The following is a 22,262-nucleotide window of genomic DNA, read 5'->3' on the forward strand; positions in this document are numbered from 1 at the left end:
CCTTATTGGTGGTGGTATTAGGCGACAGGGACGGGTTCCGGCTGGCCGGGCTGGCGGTCACGGCGTGACGGGCCCTTCTTGGCGAACCGCAGGTAGAGCGATGGGACGATGAACAGGTTGACCAGTGTCGACGTGACAAGGCCGCCCAGAATGACCACCGCCATGGGGTGCTCAATCTCATGGCCGGGGAGGTTCCCCATCACCACCAGTGGCACAAGGGCCAGCGCAGTGGCAAGAGTGGTCATCAGAATCGGCGACAACCGCTCGGAAGCCCCCCGCAACACCAAGGCAGGTCCGAAGGTCATTCCCTCGAACTGTTCCAGGTGCTGGCAGTGGTTGATGAGCAGGATGCCGTTGCGGGCTGCGATACCCATCAGGGTCAGGAATCCGACCAAGGAACCCAGCGACAGGATCCCGCCGCTGAGGTGGGCAGCAATCACGCCACCGACCAAGGCGACCGGCAGCGTCAGGATGGCCAGGACGGCCAACCGCCAACTGCGGAACGCCGCCTGGAGCAGGAGGAAGACCACGAGGACCGCGCCAATCGAGTAAAGCAGCAGCCGTTGTGAGGCGGCCTGGCGTTCAGCGTATTCGCCGAGGACAACCGCTTCATAGCCGACCGGGAACTGAACCGACTCCATCTCCGATTTCAATGTCTCCACAACCTTGGCCAGATCGCCTTCCTTGACGTTGGCACTGACGTCGATGCGCCTGGAACCCTCCGAGCGTTCAATGACGTTGGGCGTGGGTTTGACCGAAATCGTGGCGACATCGGCCAACCGGATCCTTTGCCCGCTCGGCGTATCGAGTGGGAGGTTCTCAATGCTCGTGACACTGGTCCGGATTTCCGGTGCGCTCCACACCTGGACGTCGTAGGCCTTGCCGTCACGGTAGACGTCGCCCACTTCTTCGCCGGAAACCAGGGTGGCCGCGGCGCGTCGCACATCGCCCGGCTTCAGCCCGTAGCGATTGGCGGCCTCCAGGTTCACTTCCACGTTGATTTGTGGAATGTTCGCCTGGAGAGCGACCTTTGCGCCGATGGCTCCGTCAATGCCGCCCAGAATGCCCTTGATCTTGTCAGCTTCCGTGCGCAGCGTCGCGAGGTCGTCTCCGTACACGCGAACGACGACCGCGTAGCCAGTTCCCGTCAGCACCTCGCGGATGCGCTCCTTGAGGTAGGTTTGGACGTCCCGCACGATTCCGGGATAGCCGTCCACCACTTCCGTGATGGAGGCCAGCGTTTTGTCATAGTCCACTGAGGGGTCAACGCTGATCCAGTTCTCGCCGAAGTAGACGCCCACAACCTCATCGGCGTTGAATGCCTGCCCGATGTGGGACCCGCAATTGTTCACCCCTGGGATTGTCATGAGTTCCTTGCAGGCCAGTTGGCTGACACGGACTTCCTCGGCGTTGGACGTGCCAGGCTGCGTGAGCCAGTGCATCAGGAAATCCCGCTCCTTGAACGACGGGAGCAATGATTGGCCCAGCAGCGGCGCCGCCACAAGGCCGATGACGCCGAGAGCGCCCAAGGCGAGATATCCCGGGGCGGGCCTGCGGACCATGGGCCGGAGCAACTTGCCGTACCAGCGCTTCAGCACCCTGACTACCGGGGGATCCCGGTCCTCCAGCTTGGCGTTCCGGAGGAAGATGTACGCCATGGCCGGGGTGACAGTGAGGGCCACCAGCATGGAGGCCATCACGGCGAGGGTGTACGAAGTGGCCAGCGGCCGGAAGAACGCGCCGGTCAACCCGTCCAGGAAGAAGATCGGCACCGTGGCGGCGACGATGATCAAGGTGGCGTACACAATAGGTCCGCGGACCTCAAGCGAGGCATTGACGACCACACGGGCGGTACTTTCGGTGCCGCCGCTCGCACGGTGGTGCCGGAGCCGTCTGACGATGTTCTCGACGTCGATGATGGCATCGTCCACCACCACCCCGACGGCAATCACCAGCCCCGCAAGCACCATCGTATTTATCGTGCCCCCGGTCCAATAGAGCACCAGGGCCGCTGCCATCAATGACAGCGGGATCGCCGTCACGCTGACCAGCGCCGTCCGCCATTGGAACAGGAAGACGCTGAGCACGAGGACCACCAGGAGGCAGCCCAGCAGGAGTGCGAGGCTCAGGTTGCCGAGGGACTCCTCGATGAATGACGCCGGCCGGAACAAGGTGGTGTCGACTGCGATCCCGGTCAGGCCGGGCTGCAGTTCTTTGAGCGCCTCCTCCACGCCGCGCGTGACTTCGAGCGTGTTGCCCCACGGCAGCTTTTCAACGATCAGCATCAGGCCGGGGCCGCCGTTGATCACCGCGTCACCGATCAGCTGCTGGTGGTCCTCGACGACGTTCGCCACGTCAGCGAGCCGCAGGGGAGGCAGTCCCTCGCGCTCCTCCAAAGCAACCTGGGCAAGGTCGGCCGGGGACGTGATGGCCTGTACGTGACGGATGCCAATACTCTGGCTGGGTGTATCGAGCGAGCCGCCAGTTCCGATGAGGGCGCCGGGGGAGTACTGCAACAGACCAGCGTCCAGGGCATCGGAGGTTGAGCTCATCACGTTTTCCAGGGTGACGTTGTTGGCCGCCAGTTTGGCGGGATCAACCTGCACTTGAAGCATCTGGAGGCGTTCGCCCCAGATGGCCACATTGGCTACGCCCGGAACCCGCAGCAGATGAGCCCTGATGTTCCAGTAGGAAATCATGGACATCTCGATGAGTGAGCGGGTGTCCGAGGACAGGCCGATCTTCATGACGCGACTGGTCGAGGACAAGGGCTGCAGCATGAGCGGAGGGGCAGCCCAGGTGGGCAGGGTCGGGATGACCGTTGCCAGGCGTTCCGACACCAGTTGCCTGGCCGTGAGCAGGTCAGTGCCGTTCTCGAACTCCATCACAATCGACGAGAGCTGGGGGACTGACTTTGACCTCATGTGATCGAGACCATCAATGCCGTTGAACGCCTCTTCCATGGGAACCGACACCAGCTCTTCGACCTCAGCGGCGGTAAGTCCCAGGCAGGCTGTCTGGACCTCGACTTTCGGTGGTGCGAACTCGGGGAATACGTCCACCGAAGCGCTGCTGAGCTGCGCGCCGCCCACGACCATCAGCGCCACAGCGAGCGCGATGACGATCGATCTGAACCTCAGACTGGCTGCGACTATCCGGCGCATGTCATTTACCCGTGTTCAACTCGGCGCCAAATAGTTCGACCGCGCCTACCGTTACCACTGCAGTCCCGACGGCGGGGCCTTTGCTGGCCGTCACCACGCCGCCTTCGATCTTGCTGACGGTGACGGCTTGGCGTTCGAACACTCTCGGTGCGGGGGTGGTGTAGACCCAGGTCTTGCCATTGGCGTCATACAACAGCGACGCATATGGCAGCAGCACGTCCGTTCCGGTGCCCGCCTTAACGGGTTCCGTCTTCAGCTCGATGCGGGCCAGGCCGTGTTCGGTCACGGTCAGCTTGGCGATGCCGGTGGTGGCGTTCTTTTCCACCTTGACCGGAGCCGCACCTGCCGCCGCAGCGGGTGCCACCGCTGTGGACTGTGCGCATGCCGGGAGGGTGAATAGCGCGGCGGCACAGGCTGCGGCCGCCAGGGCCAGACGGAGTTGGGGCTTTTGGCTGGTCATTTTGCTTCCACCTTTTCCTGCATGTCGGGCTGAACGGGAACCTCGGCTTCGTAGACTTCGGCCCACTCCTCAGGGGCGGACCGGGGCCCGAACCAGAGTGCGAGCAGGGGGAGTACGAAGATCCCGATGAGGGTTGTAGTGATAAGTCCGGTGACAATGATCAGGGCTATCGGCCCCAGGAGGGCTCCACCCACGGCGCCGCCGAAAAGTCCCGGCGGGATCAGAATCGCCACCGTGATCAGGGCGGACTTCAGGATGGGCGATACCCGGTCCCTGGCTGCCATCATGACGACTTTTTCATGGGACTCCTGCGGGGCTGCGCGCCACAGTTCATCCGCGCGGGCAGAGAGAAGTGCCGCGTTGCGGCCAGCGATGGCCAGCACGGCGGCAAACGCCGTGAGCGCCAGCACACTGATGGCGCCTCCCGCGATCCAAGCTGCCACGGCAGCCCCCGCCAGCGCCGCCGGCAGTGCCAGGAAGTTGGCGAGGGCCAGCTTCCAGCTCCGGACCGCCGTCTGGAGCAGCAGGAACACTCCGAGGAGCGCTGCTGCCGCAAGCCAGAGCAAAAGGGCGGCGGCATCCTGCATCTGGGCATACTTCGTGGGGATCTCCGCGTGGTATTCCAGCGGGAACTGGATCTGCTGGATGGCCGTTTCAATGTCGCGCTGAATGTCGGCCAGCGGCCGTCCGCTGACGTCGGCCACGACGTCGATCCTGCGGGACGTGTCATCGTGCAGGATCACGACCTCGTTGGGGACGAGTCGTACGTCGGCGATCTGGCCCAGCTGGACCTGGCCGCCGTTTGGCGTGTCGAGCAGGAGTTCGCGGATGCTGGTCAGGTCATCCCTGACGTCCACTGCCCCGCGCACCACCACTTCAAAGACCTTCTGTTCTTCGAAGAGGTTGCCGACCACAATGCCTTGCATCAGGGCCGCAGCGGCGCGCCGGGCGTCGCCGGGTTTGATCCCGACCTTTTGCGCCGCCTCGAGGTTGACCTCGACTTCGACGATGGGTGTCATCGCGCTGGCGTTGATCGTCGGGTTCTGCACGCCGTCGATCTTCTCGATGGCCTTGCGGACCTCTTCGGCCTTCTCGCGCAGAACCGGCATCTCGGTTCCATAGACGCGGACCGCGAATCCCGGATCCATGTGGGTGTTCTGTGCGCCGATCTTCTGCTGGGAGTAGTTCACGACGTTGTTGGCGATGCCCGGGTAGCCCTGGACGACGTCGCGGACTGCCCTTTCCGTTTCGCTGAAGTCGGCATCCGGTGTGATGGTGACCCAGAGCTCCGCGGAACTGTTGCTCACAATCTGGTCGGAGGAAATGGCGCGGCCGATATGCCCGCCAACGCCCGAAACCCCCGGCAGGGTCCGCAGCTCATCGGAGGCCTTCGACGCCACCCTGCGGACCTCGTCGTTGGACGTGCCGGCCATGGAGTCCCACTGCACCAGGAGCGTTCGGTCCGGAAGCGTCGGAATGACCGCCCGGGTTCCGACCAGCTGGGATGCTGCGGCGAGTCCCAGCAGGCCAACGACGGCGACAGCGATGATGCCGAGGGTGCGGCGGGAACGTCCGCCCTCGAGAGCCCGGTCGTAGTAGGACCGCGCCCGCGCAACACCGCTCGATTCGGTCCGTGGGGCCGTTTCACGGGGAAGCAGGAGATACGCCAGTACCGGTGTCACGGACAGGCCCACGAGCATTGACACAGCAAGCGTCAGGGCCATTGACCAGAACAGCGGATGGAAGAACGCACCGCCGACGCCAGGAATGAACAGCGTTGGAATAAGCGCGACCACCATGATGAGGGATGCGTGGAACAGAGGTGTGCGGACGTTGCGGACGAGTTGGACCATACGGAATCGGATGGTGGCATCAGTCTCGGTCTCGGTGGCCTGCAGGGGCCGGCGCCGCTGCGCCTGCACATCTTCCACGATGTCTCCCACAATCACGGACACACCAAGGAGGATGCCGGCCAGGATCGAGATATTCAGTGTGGACTCGGTCAAGTAGAGCACCACTGCTGCCGCCATGACTGTCGTGGTGATGGCCACGAGGGCAATAGCGGCGACACGCCACGACCGGAAGAGTAGCCAGAAAAGCAGGACAGCAAGCAGGAGGCTCACGAGCAGGGCCACGCCGAGTCCGTCCACGGCATCCTGCAGGAAGGAGGCGGGCCGGAAGACGGAAGTGTCCATCTGGATTCCGGAAAGCCCGGGCTGCATGTCGTTCAGGGCAGCTTCGATGTCCTTGGTGACCTGCAGCGTGCTGGTTCCGGGGAACTTCTCCACGACCAGCAGGAGGCCTGCATCCTGGCCGACGACGGCGTCTCCGATCAGCGGCTGGTGGTCCGCCTTCACCTGGGCGATGTCACCAAGGAGCATGGGAGATGGGGCGTCTTCGACACTGACCTTGGACAGGTCGTCGGGCGTGCGGATGGGCAGGACATGCTGGATGCCCAGTCGCTGGCTCGGCGACTCCACGAACCCGCCTGTGCCGGGGGTAGACGCCTCAAGGAAGGTCAGCGGAGACACCCAGACGGCGTTGCCCGTGGTCTTAATGATCTGTTCGAGCGTGATGCCCTTGTCACGCATCTGCGTGGGGGTCACCTCGACCTGGAGCTGCTGCTCGCGCTGGCCCCAGATGGAAACGTTGGCGACACCGGGGATGCCGATCAGCCGCGGCTTGATCTTCCACCGGGCCAGGACCGACATTTCAATGCCGGAGAGCTCCTTGGAGTTCATCCGGACCATGAGGACACGGCTGGTGGACGACAGTGGCTGCATAATCAACGGCGGTGCCGAGACGTTCGGCAGTGCGTGGGCCTGGGTCATGCGTTCGGCCACAAGTTGGCGCGCTCGCAGAAGGTCGGTGCCCGGCTCGAAGACGAGCTCGATGGAGGACAGGCCCGGGACCGATTTGGACCGGATTTCATCGAGCCACGCCACACCGTTAAGGAGGTCGGCTTCCATTGGAGACGTGATGAGCTGTTCAACTTCGGCAGCTGAGAGGCCCAAGGCCTCGGTCTGGATCTCAACGTGCGCCGGGGCGAACTCGGGCATGCTGTCGATGGCGACATGGGGGACGTTCACTACCCCGAAGGCAATGAGTCCAGCGGCCAGGGCGAGAACCAGGATGCGGAACTGCAGACTGAAACGGGTGATCCAGCCGAACATGGCTAGCTCTGTTCCAGGGAACCGGCGGCGTAAATGCGGCCGGTGGGGGTTTTCGGCAGTTGCACGGCAGAATTGCGCAAGTGATTCATGGCAGGCTCCTCAACCCGAGACCATTTGCGAATCCCCCCAAGAGATCCCATTTGCTGATCTTTATCGAATAGTGTTCCCATTTGAATCGTTTGGCAAGATCAAAATTTTAAGCCTCGCCCCCGGGTTTTCACGGGTTTCTCCCAGCATGGAGGCCCATAATCCGCATTCGGATCAGACTTCGTGGAACGGGCTGGCCGCACGCGGACGGCCACCCGAGTATTCATTGTTTTTCTACCTGCATTTCTACGCCAAACTACTCGAATTTTCGTCGTGACTACTCGCCCGATGGGTCCGGCAATTGGCAGTAAGTACCGCTATTCCATAGGTATGTCATTTGTAACAATTGTGGACATAGCGGGACGCGCCGGGCTCCGGAGCGCGAGTCGACTGCGATTACCGGGCCGCCACCGGCCCCGTCCGTTCAGCGCGAACCAGCCCGAGGGGCTAAAGTGGTCCTATGCGCGCCGTGCTCCTGCTTAGCTAGCCGCCCGGCATCCCGACGAGACCTCGATTCCGAAGAGTCCCCGGATTGCCGAGCGGCGGCCCCTCCATGTCGAGGGGCTTTTGTGTGTCCGGGGTGCATTCCGGGCCGCAACGCACGAAGTAACAGCAGGAGTAACACGTACGGACAGTATGGAGTCGGGACCGGCCAGCCGGCCGTGACAGTGCAGACTTGATGGTGAACAGGCCTGGCGGCAGGCAGGCCTGAAGGTAGACAGGCCTGGGATAACAGGCCGCATAGAACAGAAGAGGCCAGCAGTGAGCGTTCAGCCGGAAACACAGACCGGATCGCCAGCAGCCGCGGCGGAGGGGCCCGAGGAAGGTGCCTACAGCTTCGCGGCAATGGAAGCCAAATGGCCGCAGGTCTGGGAAGACCTGAAGGTCTTCACGCCGCTTGATGACGGCTCTAAGGAACGCCGCTACGTGCTGGACATGTTCCCGTATCCGTCCGGTGACCTTCATATGGGCCACGCCGAGGCGTTCGCGATGGGCGACGTCGTGGCGCGCTACCTGCGCCAGCAGGGCTACGACGTGCTGCACCCGATCGGCTGGGACTCCTTTGGCCTGCCCGCGGAGAATGCAGCGATCAAACGCAACGCGCACCCCAGCGAGTGGACGTACGCCAACATTGACACCCAGGCCGCGTCGTTCAAGCGCTACGCAATCTCTGCGGACTGGTCCCGCCGGCTGCACACTTCCGACCCGGAGTACTACCGCTGGACCCAGTGGCTGTTCACGCGGTTCTACGAGCGTGGACTGGCCTACCGAAAGAATTCGCCGGTCAACTGGTGCCCCAAGGACCAGACCGTGCTGGCCAACGAACAGGTGGTCAACGGGTCCTGCGAGCGGTGTGGCACTCCTGTGACCAAGAAGTCCCTGAACCAGTGGTATTTCAAGATCACCGACTACGCCGACCGCCTGCTCGATGACATGGACGAACTGCGCGGGCACTGGCCCGAACGCGTCCTCGCGATGCAGAAAAACTGGATCGGCCGTTCCGAGGGCGCCCACGTCAACTTCGTGATCGAGGCCGACGGCGGCAAAGCCGCCAAGGATGTCACCGTGTTCACGACGCGTCCGGACACTCTCTACGGCGCCACGTTCTTCGTCGTCGCCGCCGACGCGCCGCTCGCCGTCGAACTGGTCACCGACGAGCACGCCGCTGCCCTGGACGCCTACCGCGAACAGGTCAAGGCGCTCTCCGAGATCGAGCGCCAGTCCACCGAGCGCGAAAAGACGGGCGTCTTCACCGGGCGCTACGCGACCAACCCGCTCAACGGCGAAAAGCTGCCCGTCTGGGCCGCCGACTATGTCCTGGCCGACTACGGCACAGGCGCCATCATGGCCGTACCAGCCCATGACCAGCGCGACCTCGACTTCGCCAAGACCTTTGACCTGCCCGTCCGGGCAGTCCTGGACACCGGCGAGGAAGACCCCGCTGCCACGGGCATCGCCACCACCGGCGAGGGAACCCTGATTAACTCCGGCGGGCTCGACGGGCTGCCGAAGGCCGAGGCCATCCCGGCGGCCATCGAAATCCTGCGCGAGTTGGGCACCGGCGAGAAGTTCGTGAACTTCCGGCTGCGTGACTGGCTGCTCAGCCGGCAGCGGTTCTGGGGCACCCCGATCCCCATCATCCATTGCCCGGCCTGCGGCGAGGTCCCGGTCCCGGACGATCAGCTGCCCGTGACCCTGCCGGCGGACCTGCGCGGCGAAGACCTGTCCCCGAAGGGCACGTCGCCGCTCGCCGCGGTCGAAAGCTGGGTCAATGTCGAGTGCCCTAACTGCCACGGCCCGGCCAAGCGGGACACGGACACCATGGACACCTTCGTGGATTCCTCCTGGTACTTCCTGCGCTTCGTCTCCCCGCAGTACACCGGCGGTCCGTTCGATCCGGAGAAGATCAACGACTGGATGCCTGTGGGCCAGTACGTGGGAGGCGTGGAGCACGCCATCCTGCACCTGCTCTATGCGCGGTTCTTCACCAAGGTCATCCATGACCTCGGCATGATCGAGGCGGACGAGCCGTTCAGCGCGCTGCTGAACCAGGGGCAGGTCCTCAACGGCGGCAAGGCCATGAGCAAGTCCCTGGGCAACGGCGTCGACCTCGGCGAACAGCTGGACAAGTTCGGCGTCGACGCTGTCCGCCTGACCATGATCTTCGCCTCCCCGCCGGAGGACGACGTCGATTGGGCGGACGTATCGCCGTCGGGCTCCGCGAAGTTCCTGGCCCGGGCCTGGCGCCTCGGCCAGGACGTAACAAGCGCACCCGGCGTCGACGTCGCCACCGGTGACCGTGCCCTGCGTACCGTCACCCACCGCACGATCGCCGATGCGCAGGCACTGCTGGAGCACAACAAGTTCAACGTGGTTGTGGCAAAGCTGATGGAACTGGTCAACGCCACCCGCAAGACTATTGACGCAGTCGGCGGTGCCGGCGGCGCAGACCCCGCAGTCCGCGAAGCCGTGGAAGCAGTAGCCGTCATCCTGAGCCTGTTTGCGCCCTATACCGCCGAGGACCTGTGGAACGTCCTGGGGCACCCGGCATCGGTCGCCAACGCCGGCTGGCCCACCCACGACGAAGCGCTGCTCGTGGAGGACACGGTCACCGCCGTCGTCCAGGTGCAGGGCAAGGTGCGGGACCGGCTGGAGGTTTCCCCGGACATCTCCGAGGAAGACCTGCGCGAACTGGCGCTGGCATCAGAAAATGTCCAGCGCGCCCTCGACGGCCGTGCCCTTCGCACGGTGATCGTGCGGGCGCCTAAACTGGTCAACATCGTCCCGGCCTAGCCGGGCGTACTAGCCTGACACTGGCCGCCGGTTGACCCCGGCGGCCAGTACAGGCAACCAGTGCAGGCAATGGGACGGGCACGATTGCCCTCGCCGGCAAAAAGTCCATGCGTCCCCCCACCGCAGGAGGTCCTTCGTGCCAGACCGCGAGCCGTCAGGCTGGCCATGGCTGCGCGAGCGGCTTGTTCGCCTGCGGCAGGGTTCCCGGGGAAGCATCCCCGAAGCGGCTCCGGCCGCCGTCGTGCAGGTTGCGGTGGTCACGGACTCCGCCGCCGCGCTGCCCGCCGACTGGATCCGGGCTCTCGCTGCTGACGGTCGGCTCACTGTAGTCCCCATGCCCGTTATGGTCGGCGCCGAAATCTACGGCGAAGGTGAGGACGACATTGCGGAGACCATCGCCGTGGCCCTGGCCAGCGGCAAGCCCGTCAAGACCTCGCGTCCGTCACCGGGGCAGTTTGAACACGCCTACCGGGAGGCCAGCGAGCGTGGCTTCCAGTCCGTGGTCTCCATTCACATCTCCGCAGGGCTTTCCGGGACTGCCGACGCCGCCCGCCTGGCAGCCCAACGGGTCGGCATCCCGGTAGAGGTTCTCGACTCCCGGACGGTTGGAATGGCGCAGGGGATGGGCGTGCAGGGCGCGGTGGTCGCGGCCGCCGACGGCAGGAGCGCGGCCGAGGTGTTGGCCTTCGCGCAGGACAGGCTGGACCGCACCAAAGTGTACTTCTATGTGCCGAGCCTGGAACAGTTGCGCCGGGGCGGCCGGATCGGGGCGGCGGCCTCGCTCTGGGGGACCATGTTCTCGATCAAACCCATCCTGGCGGTAGACGATGGCCGGATTATCCCGTTGGAAAAGGTCCGGTCAGCGGGGAAGGCCATCGCACGGCTCGAAGAAATCGTGGCCGCCGACGCCTCCGCCCGCCCTGCCGGGCAGGCACGGCTGGCGGTGCACCACTTCGGCAACCAGGCCGAGGCCGAAGACCTTGCCCGGCGCCTGGCCGTGGCATTGCCGGAATGCCCGCCGGCCCAGATCAGCGCACTCCCGGCCGTCCTGGCGGCCCATGCGGGGCTCGGTGTGCTGGCGGTGATCGTGGGGGAGGGCAGCACCCCAACCGCAGCGAAGCCCGATGCCTTCGCCGGGGACGTCGCTGCCCCGGCGGGCGGGGAAGCGGGCCCTGGCGGGGCGGCGGCCGAGGCGACGGAAGCCGGGAACTAGTCCGGCGGGTCCATCCGCTCCATCTGCGCGGGCGCTGGCCTCTGGCCGTGAACGGGCGGCGGAGGTAAAGTCACTCCACCGAACATGCGAATCCGGAGGCCGCCATGGCAATGCAGGTGCACCACGTAGCCCAATTCGACCGCGACGTCGCCGAAGAGGTGACCAAGTGGCTGAAATACCTCAAGGGCCAAGTGACCAGCGTTCAGTTCCTCACCACCACGGTGCCGGATCCCAAGGCCGCGGACAAGTGGCGGGTGCAGTACGAGGCGTACATCACCTATCAGAAGTGAGCCCCGGGCTGTAGCTGCGTTTCAGGGGGTAGGCACGGGCGATGTCCGTCCGGGCGTCGGCGATTCCGTCGACGCAGGTGTGGACGATGCCGTTGGCGGTGTCGCTGGCACGGTCGTTGGCTCCGACGATGGCTCGGAGGTTGGTGGGGTGGCTGGCTCGGACGTTGGCGGGATGGTTGGCTCGGACGCTGGCGGGACGGTTGGCGCGACCGTCGGCGCTGGCGTTGGCGGGATGGTTGGCTCGGACGGTGGCGGGGCGGGCGTTGCCGGGGTCGTCGGCGCGGTGACTGGCTCGGACGTTGGCTCGGTGGTCGGTATGGCCGCCGGCGGCGGGGTCGGCGCGAGGGGTGCCGGGATCGTCGTCAGGGTCGTTGGCAAAGGCGTGGGCGCGGTTGTTGACACTGACGTCGGCGGGGCGGTTGATGGCAGGGTCGTCGGCGCCGTCGATGCAGGCGGAGTCGTTGGCGGGGGCGTTGTTGGAGGCGTCGGCCCGGGGGCTGGCTGATTCGGCCCGATCGTGTAGCTGGGCTGCTCGCCTGAGCCGTTGACCCAAAGGGCCGCTTTCACCCTGTGGGCGCTGCCGGGCTCCAGCCACCAGAGCACCTGGACGTTGCAGTGGTAGACAATCGTGACATTGGCGACGGCGCCCTGCGGCGGAACGGCATGGATGGATGTGGCGGCTGTTTGGGTCGTCCAGATAAAATTCTGGTCGGCATTCATTCCCGCGGTGCCGTCGACCGAAACATGCGCTATGCCGTAAAGACCGTGCTGAGGGCAGAAGCTGCTTTCCAGAGAAAACTTCACGACCTGGGTTGAGGTGGCTTGCGTTGTGTCTGCCACAACGGGCGGGGCCGGCAGCATGGCACCGCCAAGCGCCAGAACCGCCGCGGGCCCAAACAACCACTTCATTGCACACCAGCTTTCGCCGCCTGATGTTCACATCCAGGCGATCAGGGTTGCCCCCAGCCGGCAAAGTCTTCTCGATTGGATGCAGACGTTACCACCGGGTCCGGGCGGGCACCAGCGTAGGGAATACTTGCCTGATGCCGCGGATCTACGCGTATTACTCAGGTATTTCCACATACGCCCGGTCCCCGGTATCAGCGGGCGTGAGGGCTGCCTAGAGTCGTTTCCATGTCACGCCGCAACCCGGGAGCTGGATCCGACACGGGAGTTAGGGCTGCCCGTGAACGCCTGGCGGCGACGCACGGGGATGCCCGGGATGCGGGGGACGCCGCGTATCCGGGCAAATTCCCGGATCCCGGCCAGGAACCAGGCAACTCCATGGGGCTGTTGGAGGTGCAGGCGTCGGCACCAGACACCCCTGTTCCGACCCGGGCCGCTGATGCCGTCCGCGCTGCTGGACGGCGCGTTGGGGGCGACCCTTCACACCATGCGGATGCAACCCGCGGGTACCGCCGTGCAGGGAGGCAGCCGCTGACTTTGCGATTGCGGGCCAGGACCGGGGTGCAGGCTGCGGCGCTGCTGGGCGTCCTCGCCGTGCTGCTGGGCGGCTGCTTCTGGTGGCAGGCCGGCACCGGCGGTGCCCAGGTGGTGGCTCTCAGCGACTCCGTCCCCGCTGGCGAGGAAGCATCCGGTCCGGCAACTGGCGAGACAGCCGCGCCTCCGGGAGACGGTGGCTCCGGGGATCCGGAAAGCATCGAGGTCCATGTCGCCGGTGCCGTGGCCAGCCCGGGGGTGGTTCAACTGCCGGCGGGAAGCCGTCTGCACGAGGCGATTGCGGCCGCCGGCGGACCCACTGGCCTCGGGGACCCTGACCGGCTCAACCTGGCAGCCGTCCTGGAGGATGGGCAGAAAGTCCTGGTGCCGATCCGCGGCGAACCCGATGAGCCGGGTGCGCCCGCGGGTGGCTCATCTGCGCCCGGTTCCGGTGCGGGCGGCACAGGGCCAGTCAGCGGTGGTGGGAAGGTCAACCTCAACACCGCCGGCCTCGAGGAACTCGGGACTCTCCCGCGCGTCGGGCCGGTGCTGGCGCAGCGGATCGTGGACTGGCGCCGGCAGCACGGGCGGTTCAAGACCGTGCAGGAGCTCGACGCCGTTGACGGGATCGGTCCGAAGTTGCTCGAGGCCCTGCTCCCGTTGGTGGGTATTTGACGTGGCACAGCCTGACATCGCACCGCCTGACACTGCACAGCCCGGCAGTGCAAACCCCGGCAGTGCACAGCCCGGCGTGAATCGGACCAGCCGGCTGGGTTCTGTGAGGGTCCCACCGAGCCGCTGGCGGCGCTACGCCGACGCGGCCGTCCGTTCCCCGGCGCGCAAGGGGAACGATGATCCGGTGGCCGCCGGCCGGATCCGCGAAGCCCTCGAACCCGCGCGTGACACCGCCTCTCGTCAGTGCCAGATCGCACGGAGACGGCGGACGGACCTGCGGCTGGTGTTCCCGGCACTCCTCGTCTGGGGTACCGCCGGTGCCGGGAATTGGTTGCCCCCTGCTGGACTGGCCGGCCTCTGCACTGCCCTGGCGGCGGCGGCCGGAATCATGCTCTTCTTGCCCGGCCGCGTCAACCTCGGCCGTTCTGGGATCCGGCCGGCGAGGAAGCGGCGCGCCAGGATTGGGCGCGGCGGCGCCGGGCTCGGCCCCAGTGCCGGGCGGGCGGCTCCGCGCAGCTTACGTGCCACGGTGGCAGTGGCGCTGTTGCTCTCCCTCGCGGCGGCCGCGCACGCCGCCGTCGAGGCCTCCCAGCGGCATGACGGCGCAATCGCCGAAGCCGTGGCCGCCGGGGCGGCCGTCGTCGCGGAACTGGAAATTGCAGGCGCCCCGCGGCGGCTCAGGATTCCCGGGGCCGGTGGCCTGGCCGACCGCTGGGCAGTTCCCGTGAAGCTGACCGCGATGACCTTCGGCGGCCACAGGGTCGCCGGGGACGCCCGACTCGTCGTCATGGGCGGGGCCTCGTGGGGAGACGCCGTTCCGGGCCAGCACCTGCGCGCCACAGGCAAGCTCCGGCCGGCCGCGCCAGGACAGCCGGAGGCGGGACTCCTGGCAGCGACGTCCGCGCCGACCCTGTTGCGCGGACCCGGGCCCTGGCAGCAGGGCCCCGGGGAGCTGCGCCGCGCCTTCACCGCCGCGGCGGCAAGGTTCGGGGGCGACGCCGGCGGGCTGCTGCCCGGCATGGTCACCGGCGACACCAGCGCCCTGGACGCCGAGTTGGAAGCCGCCATGAAGACCGTCGGGATGACGCACCTGACAGCCGTCAGCGGGGCAAACTGCAGCCTGATCCTGGGGACGCTGCTGCTCACCGCCCGCACCCTCCGGCTTCCGCGCACGGCAGCCGCTGGGGCCAGTCTCGCGGGGCTCGCGCTGTTCGTCCTCATGGTGGGACCCGATCCCAGCGTGCTGAGAGCCTCGCTCATGGGCAGCATCGGCCTCGCGTCCGTGGCCTTTGGCCGGGCAGGGCGCGGACTCAGCCTGCTCTGCGTGGCCGTCATCGGCCTGCTGGTGGCGCAGCCGGTCCTGGCGACCAGTTTCGGGTTCCTGCTCTCGGTCCTGGCCACGCTGGGAATCGTTGTCACCGGACGCCGCATCATGGACTGGCTGCCACCCTCGGTGCCGCGCTGGGCGGCAGCCGGCGTCGCCGTCCCCCTCTCCGCCCAGCTCTTCTGCGCCCCGGCGATCGTACTGTTGCAGCCGCAGTTCGGCGCCTACGCCCTGCCCGCGAATATGGCCGCTGCAGCGCTCGTGGCGCCAGTAACACTCCTCGGCACGGCCGGCGCGGCGCTCCTGCCCGCTGTCCCCGCCGCAGCGGGTCTCCTCATGGCCCCAGCTGCTGTCTTCGCAGGCGCGGTGGCGGGGGTCGCACGGCTTTTCGCGGCCCTCCCGGGCGCCGTCTTGCCTTGGCCGGAAGGGGCCTTCGGCGTAGCCACCATGGGACTCTTTTCCGCGACTGTGCTGGCGGCGGCGTGGCTCGCCCTGCACCCGGCCGCGGTTGTTCGGGGTGTCCTGGCGGCGCACGCGCGGGTGGTGGCCGTCCTCGACGGACGGTCGCAGGCGGCGGCACGGTCGGCCGCCCGGCAGACCTTTAGCCGCGGCTTGGACCACCGGTCCGGGCGTGGGACGCTTAGAGTCCGCAAACCAACTTCCGGGAGGAATCACGAGTGGCTGCTGCCCAGACCCAACGGCCCAGGACCTCGGCGTCGAACACCGCCACCTGGCGCGACGTGACACCTGCTGCCGTCGTCCTGGTGGGCGGTCCGGAAGACTACCTGGGTGCCCGAGCCATGGACCGTATCCGCGGGCAAGTCCGCGCGGCGGCGCCCGACGTCGAAATTACGCGGCTCAATGCCGGCAGCTACACGGCCGGGTCCCTGGCAATGAACGTCAGCCCTTCACTGTTCGGCGAACAAAAGCTTATCGAGGTCGACGGGCTCGAGGCGATGAACGATGTGTTCCTCGCCGATGCCCTGAAATATGTGGCCCAGCCGGAACCGGACGCCTTCCTGGTGCTCCGCCACGGCGGGGGAGTGCGCGGCAAGAAGCTGCTGGACGCCATCAAGGCCGCGGGCTGGCCCGTAGTCGACTGCCAACCGCTCAAGAAGGACGCCGAGAAAATCGCCTTCGTCACGGCCGAGTTCCGGGCGGCCTCCCGTCGTATCGAGCCCGACGCCGTGCACGCCCTCGTCAACGCCGTCGGCGCGCAACTTGCGGAACTCGCCGCCGCCTGCGGCCAGCTGATCGCTGACGCCACCACCGGCGTGGACTCGGCAATGGTGGACAAGTACTATGGCGGCCGGGTCGAGGCAACAGCTTTCAAGGTCGCAGACGCCGCGATGGCCGGCAACGGCCCCCTGGCCCTCTCCACACTTCGCCATGCCCTGGCTACCGGTGCGGACCCCGTTCCGATCGTGGCTGCCCTGGCGTCGAAGTTGCGCTCCCTGGCGAAGGTGGCCGGTGCGCAGGGATCGTCCTCGCAGATCGCCAAGCAACTGGGAATGCAGCCCTGGCTCGTCGAACAGGCCCAGCGGGAAGTCCGGCGCTGGACGCCCGAGGGGCTGGTCCGCTCCATCCAGGTCACCGCCGAGGCCGACGCCCAGGTCAAGGGCCTCTCCCGGGATCCCGTTTATGCCGTGGAACATGCGGTGACGGTGATTGCCACTTCAGCCCGAAGTTCCTGACACCCGCGTTCGAACGTATCGGCCAGGCGGGTCGGCCCCGCAGACCCGGACCCGGCGCCGCCAGTTGGCGTCGTACCCGAATTGGCGCGAAGTTGGTTCATGACGGTACGGCTTAAAAGGATGTGGCCGGCACCCAAGGGGTGCCGGCCACAATCATCAGTTCAAGTGAACTGGAAACCTTAGAGCGCGTTGACCTTCTTGGAGATGGCCGACTTGCGGTTTGCAGCGTTGTTCTTGTGGAGAACACCCTTGCTGACGGCCTTGTCCAGCTTGCGGCTGGCAGAAAGCAGTGCAACAGCCGCAGCATCCTTGTCGGTGGACTCAACGGCGGTGTTGACGGCGCGGATGGCCGTCTTCAGCTCGGACTTGACTGCGTTGTTGCGCAGGCGAGCCTTTTCGTTGGTCAGGATGCGCTTCTTCTGGGACTTGATATTAGCCACGTGTGAACTCTCTTTTTCAATGCGGAAAATGGTCTAGAGGGCTTTCAGATTGGCCATTGACTGAGCGGCGTGGGGATACCTATGGCGACCAACCATCTGTGGCCGTCGACCTGCACGGACACACAGCTGTAAATAATAGCAGAGATCAACGTGCAGGCACGAGTGCGGGTGGCGATCCGCCGCCGCACAGGGTGTCCGCCGGGTCAGCTCCAGCCGCGACTCTCCCGCAGCGCGGCCGCGACGAGGTTGAAGCGGCCGGCGTCCAGGATCGCCCCTTCGCGCCGGATGTCCTTGGAATTGATCTGCAGAACCCGGTCCAGCTTCGCTTCGCTGGGCCGGCCCTGGCGGTCCCAGGGTCCCGTGCCGATGTCCACGTAGTCATCCGACCGGCGGGAGTCGCCGTCGTGGTCCTTGCTCGTCAGCATCAGTCCCAGCAAATACCGGCCACTGGTGCCCACCAGCAGCACCGGACGGTCTTTGCCCTGGGAATAGTCCTCCTCGTAGGGCACCCAGGTCCAGACGATTTCTCCGGGCTCGGGCAGGCCGTTGGGTGCGGGGGCGTAGCGGACGGCGGCCCGCCCCCGGAAGTCGCCGGGATATGTCCCGGACAGTCCGGCGGCCGGGGTGCCGCCCGTGGCGCGGGTCGGGGTGCCGGGACGTGCCTGGCCGGGCCGCCGCTTCGCCGCAGGCTTTCCGACAGGTTTTCCGGCGGGTTTCGCCGCCGGCCCGCGGGTGGTCCCCGGTGCGGAGCCGCCGAGTTTGTCCAGGAAGCGCAGGGCATCGCGGACGGCGCCGCTGATCGATCGTAAGTTCCAAGCCATGGGGAAACCATACCGGCAACCTCCCGCAGGGAAGGGCATAGAAAGGGGCAGGGAAAGGGGCAGGGGAAGGGCAGAGAAAGGGGCAGGGTAAGGGAGGGCGAGAGGGGCGGTGCGCGGCAGGCGGCAGGCGGATGCTGCCCCCGGAACTGCAGCGGAATCGAGGCCAGATCCGCGGGCGGAATCCCGCCGAGAGTCCACCGGAGCTGGCAGAGTGCGCAACGCAACACAGGGATGCACTGCCACTGGCCCGGACGTGGGAGACTATAGGGACAGAAATGCGCCACGTCGCAGGATGGCATACGAGCATCCGCACCGAGCCGTGGAAAAGCCAACAGTAATGCCAACAGTAAGGACCCTGCGTGTCTCCCATGGCCCGCACCGCCCCGGTGCCCGCCGCAACAGATCCGGCCATCATCCGGAACTTCTGCATCATTGCGCACATTGACCACGGCAAATCCACACTGGCCGACCGGATGCTCCAGTTCACTGGTGTTGTCCAGTCCCGTGACATGAAGGCCCAGTACCTGGACCGCATGGATATTGAGCGCGAACGCGGCATCACCATCAAATCCCAGGCCGTCCGCATGCCCTGGGAACTCGACGGCACCAGCTACGCGCTGAACATGATCGACACCCCCGGGCACGTCGACTTCACGTACGAGGTCTCCCGCTCGCTCGCGGCCTGCGAAGGTGCGATCCTGCTGGTGGACGCGGCCCAGGGCATCGAGGCCCAGACCCTCGCCAACCTCTACCTGGCGATGGAAAACAACCTCACGATCATCCCGGTCCTGAACAAGATCGACCTCCCGGCAGCACAGCCGGAGAAGTACGCGGCGGAACTCGCCAACCTGATCGGCGGCGACCCCGACGACGTGCTCCGCGTCTCCGGCAAGACCGGCATGGGCGTAGAGGTCCTGCTGGACAAGATCGTCCGCGACCTGCCGGCCCCGGTGGGCGACCCGAACGCCCCCGCCCGGGCCATGATCTTCGACTCGGTCTACGACACCTACCGCGGTGTGGTCACCTACGTCCGCGTGGTCGACGGCATGCTGCACCCGCGTGAACGCATCCAGATGATGTCCACCCGTGCCACGCACGAGCTCCTTGAGATCGGTGTGAGCTCCCCGGAACCCACCCCCTCCAAGGGCCTTGGCGTCGGCGAGGTGGGCTACCTCATCACCGGGGTGAAGGACGTCCGCCTGTCCAAGGTGGGCGACACCGTCACCAACCTCGCCAAGCCGGCCACCGAGTCCCTCCCCGGCTATGCGGACGCCAAGCCAATGGTCTTCTCCGGCCTGTATCCGCTCGATGGCACGGACTATCCGGTGCTCCGCGATGCGCTGGAGAAGCTGATGCTCAACGACGCCGCGCTTGTGTATGAGCCGGAAACGTCGGCCGCGCTGGGATTCGGCTTCCGGGTGGGTTTCCTGGGCCTGCTGCACCTGGAAATCACCCGCGAGCGGCTCGAACGCGAATACAACCTGGACCTGATTTCCACCGCACCCAACGTGGAATACGAGGTGACGCTGGAGGACAAGAAGGTCGTCCACGTCACTAACCCCAGCGAATACCCCACCGGCAAGATCGCGGAAGTCCGCGAGCCGATGGTGTCCGCCACCATCCTTGCGCCGAACGAGTTTGTCGGCGCCATCATGGAGCTGTGCCAGAGCCGGCGCGGCGTCATGGGCGGCATGGACTACCTCTCCGAGGACCGGGTGGAAATCCGTTACCGCCTGCCGCTGGCCGAAATCGTCTTCGATTTCTTCGACATCCTCAAGTCCAAGACCCGCGGCTACGGGTCACTGGACTGGAAGGCCGACGGCGAGCAGGTGGCCGACCTGGTCAAGGTGGACATCATGCTCCAGGGCGAGCAGGTTGATGCGTTCTCCGCCATCACCCACCGTGACAAGGCCTACGCCTACGGCGTGATGATGACCGGCAAGCTGCGCGAACTCATTCCGCGCCAGCAGTTCGAGGTGCCCATCCAGGCCGCCATCGGCTCCCGGATCATCGCCCGCGAAAGCATCCGCGCCATCCGCAAGGATGTCCTGGCCAAGTGCTACGGCGGTGACATCACCCGAAAGCGCAAGCTGCTGGAAAAGCAGAAGGAAGGCAAGAAGCGCATGAAGATGGTGGGACGCGTCGAGGTGCCGCAGGAGGCCTTCATCGCCGCGCTGACAACGGACGAGTCCAAGGACAAGGCCAAGAAGTAACGGTGCAGGTAATGACTGTTGCTGCAGTATCGGCAGGCCAGGCCCGTGCCTAGCGTCCTTCCCCTCGGCGACCCGGCGCCGCCGGACGGGCTCCTGCCCGCCCAGGCGCGCGAGGGCGCCGGTCAGCGCGCTTTCGGGTTGTATGTGCACATCCCGTTCTGCGCGGTCCGCTGCGGGTACTGCGACTTCAACACCTACACCGCCACCGAGCTGGGCGGCGGGGCCTCCCAGGACGCCTACGCCGCCACCGCGATCGCGGAAGTGGAGTTCGCCGCCGCGGCCCTGAGGGGCAGCGGCCTGCCTGACCGTCCGCTCAGCACGGTCTTCTTCGGCGGCGGCACCCCCACGCTGCTGCCGGCGCAGGACCTGGCGCGCATCCTCACAGCCGCGATCGGCGCCTGGGGCCTGCAGCCCGGCGCCGAGGTAACCACCGAGGCGAACCCCGATTCGGTCACGCCCGCATCCCTGCAGCTGCTCGCCGACGCCGGGTTCACCCGGGTCTCGTTCGGCATGCAGTCGGCCGTGCCGCATGTCCTGAAGGTCCTGGACCGCACCCACACGCCGAGCCGGGTGCCAGAGGTGGTGCAGTGGGCGCGCGATGCCGGGCTCGCCGTCAGCCTCGACCTCATTTACGGGACGCCGGGGGAGTCGCTGGAAGACTGGCGCTACTCGCTCGAGACCGCGCTCTCCTACGCCCCCGACCACATCAGCGCCTATGCCTTGATCGTTGAAGACGGCACCAAGCTTGCCGCGCAGATCCGCCGTGGCGAAGTCCCGGAAATTGACGACGACGACCACGCCGCCAAATACGAACTCGCCGACGAGCTGATTTCCGCCGCCGGGCTCGCCTGGTACGAGGTCAGTAACTGGTCCCGCACCCCCGAACAGGCCTGCCGGCACAACCTCGCCTACTGGCGCGGGGACGACTGGTGGGGCATCGGGCCCGGGGCGCACTCGCACGTCGGCGGCGTCCGCTGGTGGAACGTCAAGCACCCCACCGCCTACGCCAACCGCCTCGGCGCCGGCGTCTCACCGGCCGCCGGACGTGAAACGCTGGACAGCGAAACCCGCAACGTGGAACGCGTCATGCTCGAGGCCCGGCTGAACTCCGGACTCGATATCCCGAGCCTCGGCGGCCTGGGGGACACCGGCAGGCACGCCGTCGCGGGGCTGATCGCTGACGGCCTCGTGGACCCCGCGGCCGCGTTCAAGGGCCGGCTCATCCTCACGCTCAAAGGCCGGCTGCTGGCCGACGCCGTCGTCCGCAGGATCCTGCCGGACTAGTCTGCCGGCCGCAACGCGTCCACAGCTTGGCTGCCTGCAGTAGCGGCCGCACACGGCCGGCGGCACAAAAAAGAGCCGGCCGCTGCCCCATACGGGCAGCGGCCGGCTCTCTCTAGTTTGGTCCGGCCGGCTATTTGATCCAGCGCAGGTTGAACTCGTAACGGTGCGGCTGGCCGCGGTTGACGTGGATGCCTGCCGCGACCGAGAAGCACGTCACAGCAATCCAGATCACCGTGGCGAGCACGGCGAAGAGGTTGCCCACCACCGGGATGAAGACCAGCAGATTGGCCAGCACTGCGGCGAGGGTCGGCGGCAGCGTGAAATTGAGGGCTTCCTTGGATTCCTGCGCCGTGAACGGGCCGCGGTCCTTGAAGATGAGGTAGATCAGCAGCGACGGCACGCAGCCCAGGATGCCGCCGAAGTGGGCGAGCGTGGCCCACTGCCGGTCCTCGCTGGCCGTCAGCGGCAGCGCGTTTGCCGGAACCCCATGGTACGGGGGCTGGCCATGGCCAGCCTGATTGCCCGTGTGTTCGCGTGCGTTATCTGCCACGGTGTAGCCCTTCGGATTGCGGTGATGCGTTGCTGCCTGGGTTGTGCCTGAACTAGCCGGGACCGCACTGGAAGCGCGGCCGCCGTTTCAAGAATACTTGCTCGCACCCGGAAATGGAGATCAGGGGCGGCCGCCGCGGC

The 22,262-nt window shown here is 66.4% G+C and carries 15 protein-coding genes; 8 read left to right on the forward strand and 7 right to left on the reverse strand.

Annotated features, from left to right (window positions below; genetic code table 11):
- Positions 1-17: 17 nt before the first annotated feature.
- Genes C560_RS0104430 through C560_RS0104440 form a run of 3 tightly spaced genes read right to left on the reverse strand, consistent with a single transcriptional unit; the run spans position 18 to position 6,797 of the window.
- Positions 18-3,164, reverse strand: coding sequence for an efflux RND transporter permease subunit (locus C560_RS0104430; RefSeq protein WP_026537280.1), 3,147 nt, complete (start codon positions 3,162-3,164; stop codon positions 18-20).
- A 1-nt stretch (position 3,165) separates the two neighbouring features.
- Positions 3,166-3,624, reverse strand: coding sequence for a hypothetical protein (locus tag C560_RS0104435; RefSeq protein ID WP_051532998.1), 459 nt, complete (start codon positions 3,622-3,624; stop codon positions 3,166-3,168).
- Entirely contained in the window at positions 3,621-6,797 is a 3,177-nt protein-coding gene (locus tag C560_RS0104440; RefSeq protein ID WP_026537282.1) for an efflux RND transporter permease subunit, read from the reverse strand. Before C560_RS0104440 ends, C560_RS0104435 begins: the two co-directional genes overlap by 4 nt.
- An 849-nt stretch (positions 6,798-7,646) precedes the next feature.
- On the opposite strand from C560_RS0104440, the gene leuS reads away from it, so the two are divergent.
- From leuS to C560_RS0104460, 3 genes are all read left to right on the forward strand, one after another.
- Positions 7,647-10,178, forward strand: a complete 2,532-nt coding sequence (leuS, locus tag C560_RS0104450; RefSeq protein ID WP_026537283.1) for a leucine--tRNA ligase — start codon at positions 7,647-7,649, stop codon at positions 10,176-10,178.
- A gap of 136 nt (positions 10,179-10,314) precedes the next feature.
- Positions 10,315-11,391: a DegV family protein gene (locus C560_RS0104455; RefSeq protein WP_026537284.1), complete on the forward strand. Its 1,077-nt coding sequence runs from the start codon at positions 10,315-10,317 to the stop codon at positions 11,389-11,391.
- A gap of 104 nt (positions 11,392-11,495) precedes the next feature.
- Positions 11,496-11,681, forward strand: a complete 186-nt coding sequence (locus C560_RS0104460; protein WP_018773116.1) for a hypothetical protein — start codon at positions 11,496-11,498, stop codon at positions 11,679-11,681.
- On the opposite strand, the gene C560_RS0104465 is transcribed toward C560_RS0104460, so the two are convergent.
- Complete coding sequence (locus tag C560_RS0104465; protein ID WP_026537285.1) at positions 11,665-12,234, reverse strand: hypothetical protein; 570 nt, start codon at positions 12,232-12,234, stop codon at positions 11,665-11,667. The two genes, C560_RS0104460 and C560_RS0104465, sit on opposite strands and share 17 nt — an antisense overlap.
- Positions 12,235-13,130: 896 nt before the next feature.
- Between C560_RS0104465 and C560_RS0104475 the strand changes: the two genes are divergently transcribed.
- From C560_RS0104475 to holA, 3 genes are all read left to right on the forward strand, one after another.
- Positions 13,131-13,796: a helix-hairpin-helix domain-containing protein gene (locus tag C560_RS0104475; protein WP_231494263.1), complete on the forward strand. Its 666-nt coding sequence runs from the start codon at positions 13,131-13,133 to the stop codon at positions 13,794-13,796.
- A gap of 103 nt (positions 13,797-13,899) precedes the next feature.
- Positions 13,900-15,864 (forward strand): ComEC/Rec2 family competence protein, encoded by a 1,965-nt coding sequence (locus C560_RS0104480; RefSeq protein WP_231494264.1) that lies wholly within the window; start codon positions 13,900-13,902, stop codon positions 15,862-15,864.
- Entirely contained in the window at positions 15,798-16,814 is a 1,017-nt protein-coding gene (holA, locus tag C560_RS0104485) for a DNA polymerase III subunit delta (protein WP_026537288.1), read from the forward strand. The genes C560_RS0104480 and holA overlap by 67 nt, the downstream gene beginning before the upstream one ends.
- Before the next feature lie 179 nt (positions 16,815-16,993).
- On the opposite strand, the gene rpsT is transcribed toward holA, so the two are convergent.
- Both rpsT and C560_RS0104495 read right to left on the reverse strand, forming a co-directional pair.
- On the reverse strand, positions 16,994-17,254 hold the full coding sequence (rpsT, locus tag C560_RS0104490; protein ID WP_018773112.1) for a 30S ribosomal protein S20: 261 nt from the start codon (positions 17,252-17,254) through the stop codon (positions 16,994-16,996).
- Between the two features lie 203 nt (positions 17,255-17,457).
- Entirely contained in the window at positions 17,458-18,075 is a 618-nt protein-coding gene (locus C560_RS0104495; protein ID WP_026537289.1) for a type II toxin-antitoxin system PemK/MazF family toxin, read from the reverse strand.
- 359 nt (positions 18,076-18,434) lie between these two features.
- Here C560_RS0104495 and lepA point away from each other — a divergent pair, with 359 nt between their 5' ends.
- Both lepA and hemW read left to right on the forward strand, forming a co-directional pair.
- The gene (gene lepA, locus C560_RS0104500) at positions 18,435-20,288 is read left to right on the forward strand and encodes a translation elongation factor 4 (RefSeq protein ID WP_026266375.1); all 1,854 of its coding nucleotides are present in this window, start codon (positions 18,435-18,437) and stop codon (positions 20,286-20,288) included.
- A 45-nt stretch (positions 20,289-20,333) separates the two neighbouring features.
- Complete coding sequence (gene hemW, locus C560_RS0104505; RefSeq protein WP_026537290.1) at positions 20,334-21,572, forward strand: radical SAM family heme chaperone HemW; 1,239 nt, start codon at positions 20,334-20,336, stop codon at positions 21,570-21,572.
- Between the two features lie 130 nt (positions 21,573-21,702).
- Here the strand turns inward: hemW and C560_RS0104510 are convergent, their stop codons facing one another.
- Positions 21,703-22,122 carry a DUF4870 domain-containing protein gene (locus tag C560_RS0104510; protein WP_026537291.1) on the reverse strand — a complete coding sequence of 140 codons (420 nt, stop codon included), beginning with the start codon at positions 22,120-22,122 and terminating at the stop codon, positions 21,703-21,705.
- Between the last annotated feature and the right edge of the window lie 140 nt (positions 22,123-22,262).

The sequence above is a fragment of the Arthrobacter sp. 9MFCol3.1 genome, from assembly GCF_000620385.1.
Taxonomy (GTDB): Bacteria; Actinomycetota; Actinomycetes; order Actinomycetales; family Micrococcaceae; genus Arthrobacter.

Excerpts from the sequence above, each read along its gene's own strand:
- C560_RS0104430 (WP_026537280.1), bottom strand. The coding sequence starts at position 3,164 with ATGCGCCGGATAGTCGCAGCCAGTCTGAGGTTCAGATCGATCGTCATC.
- C560_RS0104435 (WP_051532998.1), bottom strand. The coding sequence starts at position 3,624 with ATGACCAGCCAAAAGCCCCAACTCCGTCTGGCCCTGGCGGCCGCAGCC.
- C560_RS0104440 (WP_026537282.1), bottom strand. The coding sequence starts at position 6,797 with ATGTTCGGCTGGATCACCCGTTTCAGTCTGCAGTTCCGCATCCTGGTT.
- C560_RS0104460 (WP_018773116.1), top strand. The coding sequence starts at position 11,496 with ATGGCAATGCAGGTGCACCACGTAGCCCAATTCGACCGCGACGTCGCC.
- C560_RS0104495 (WP_026537289.1), bottom strand. The coding sequence starts at position 18,075 with ATGGCTTGGAACTTACGATCGATCAGCGGCGCCGTCCGCGATGCCCTG.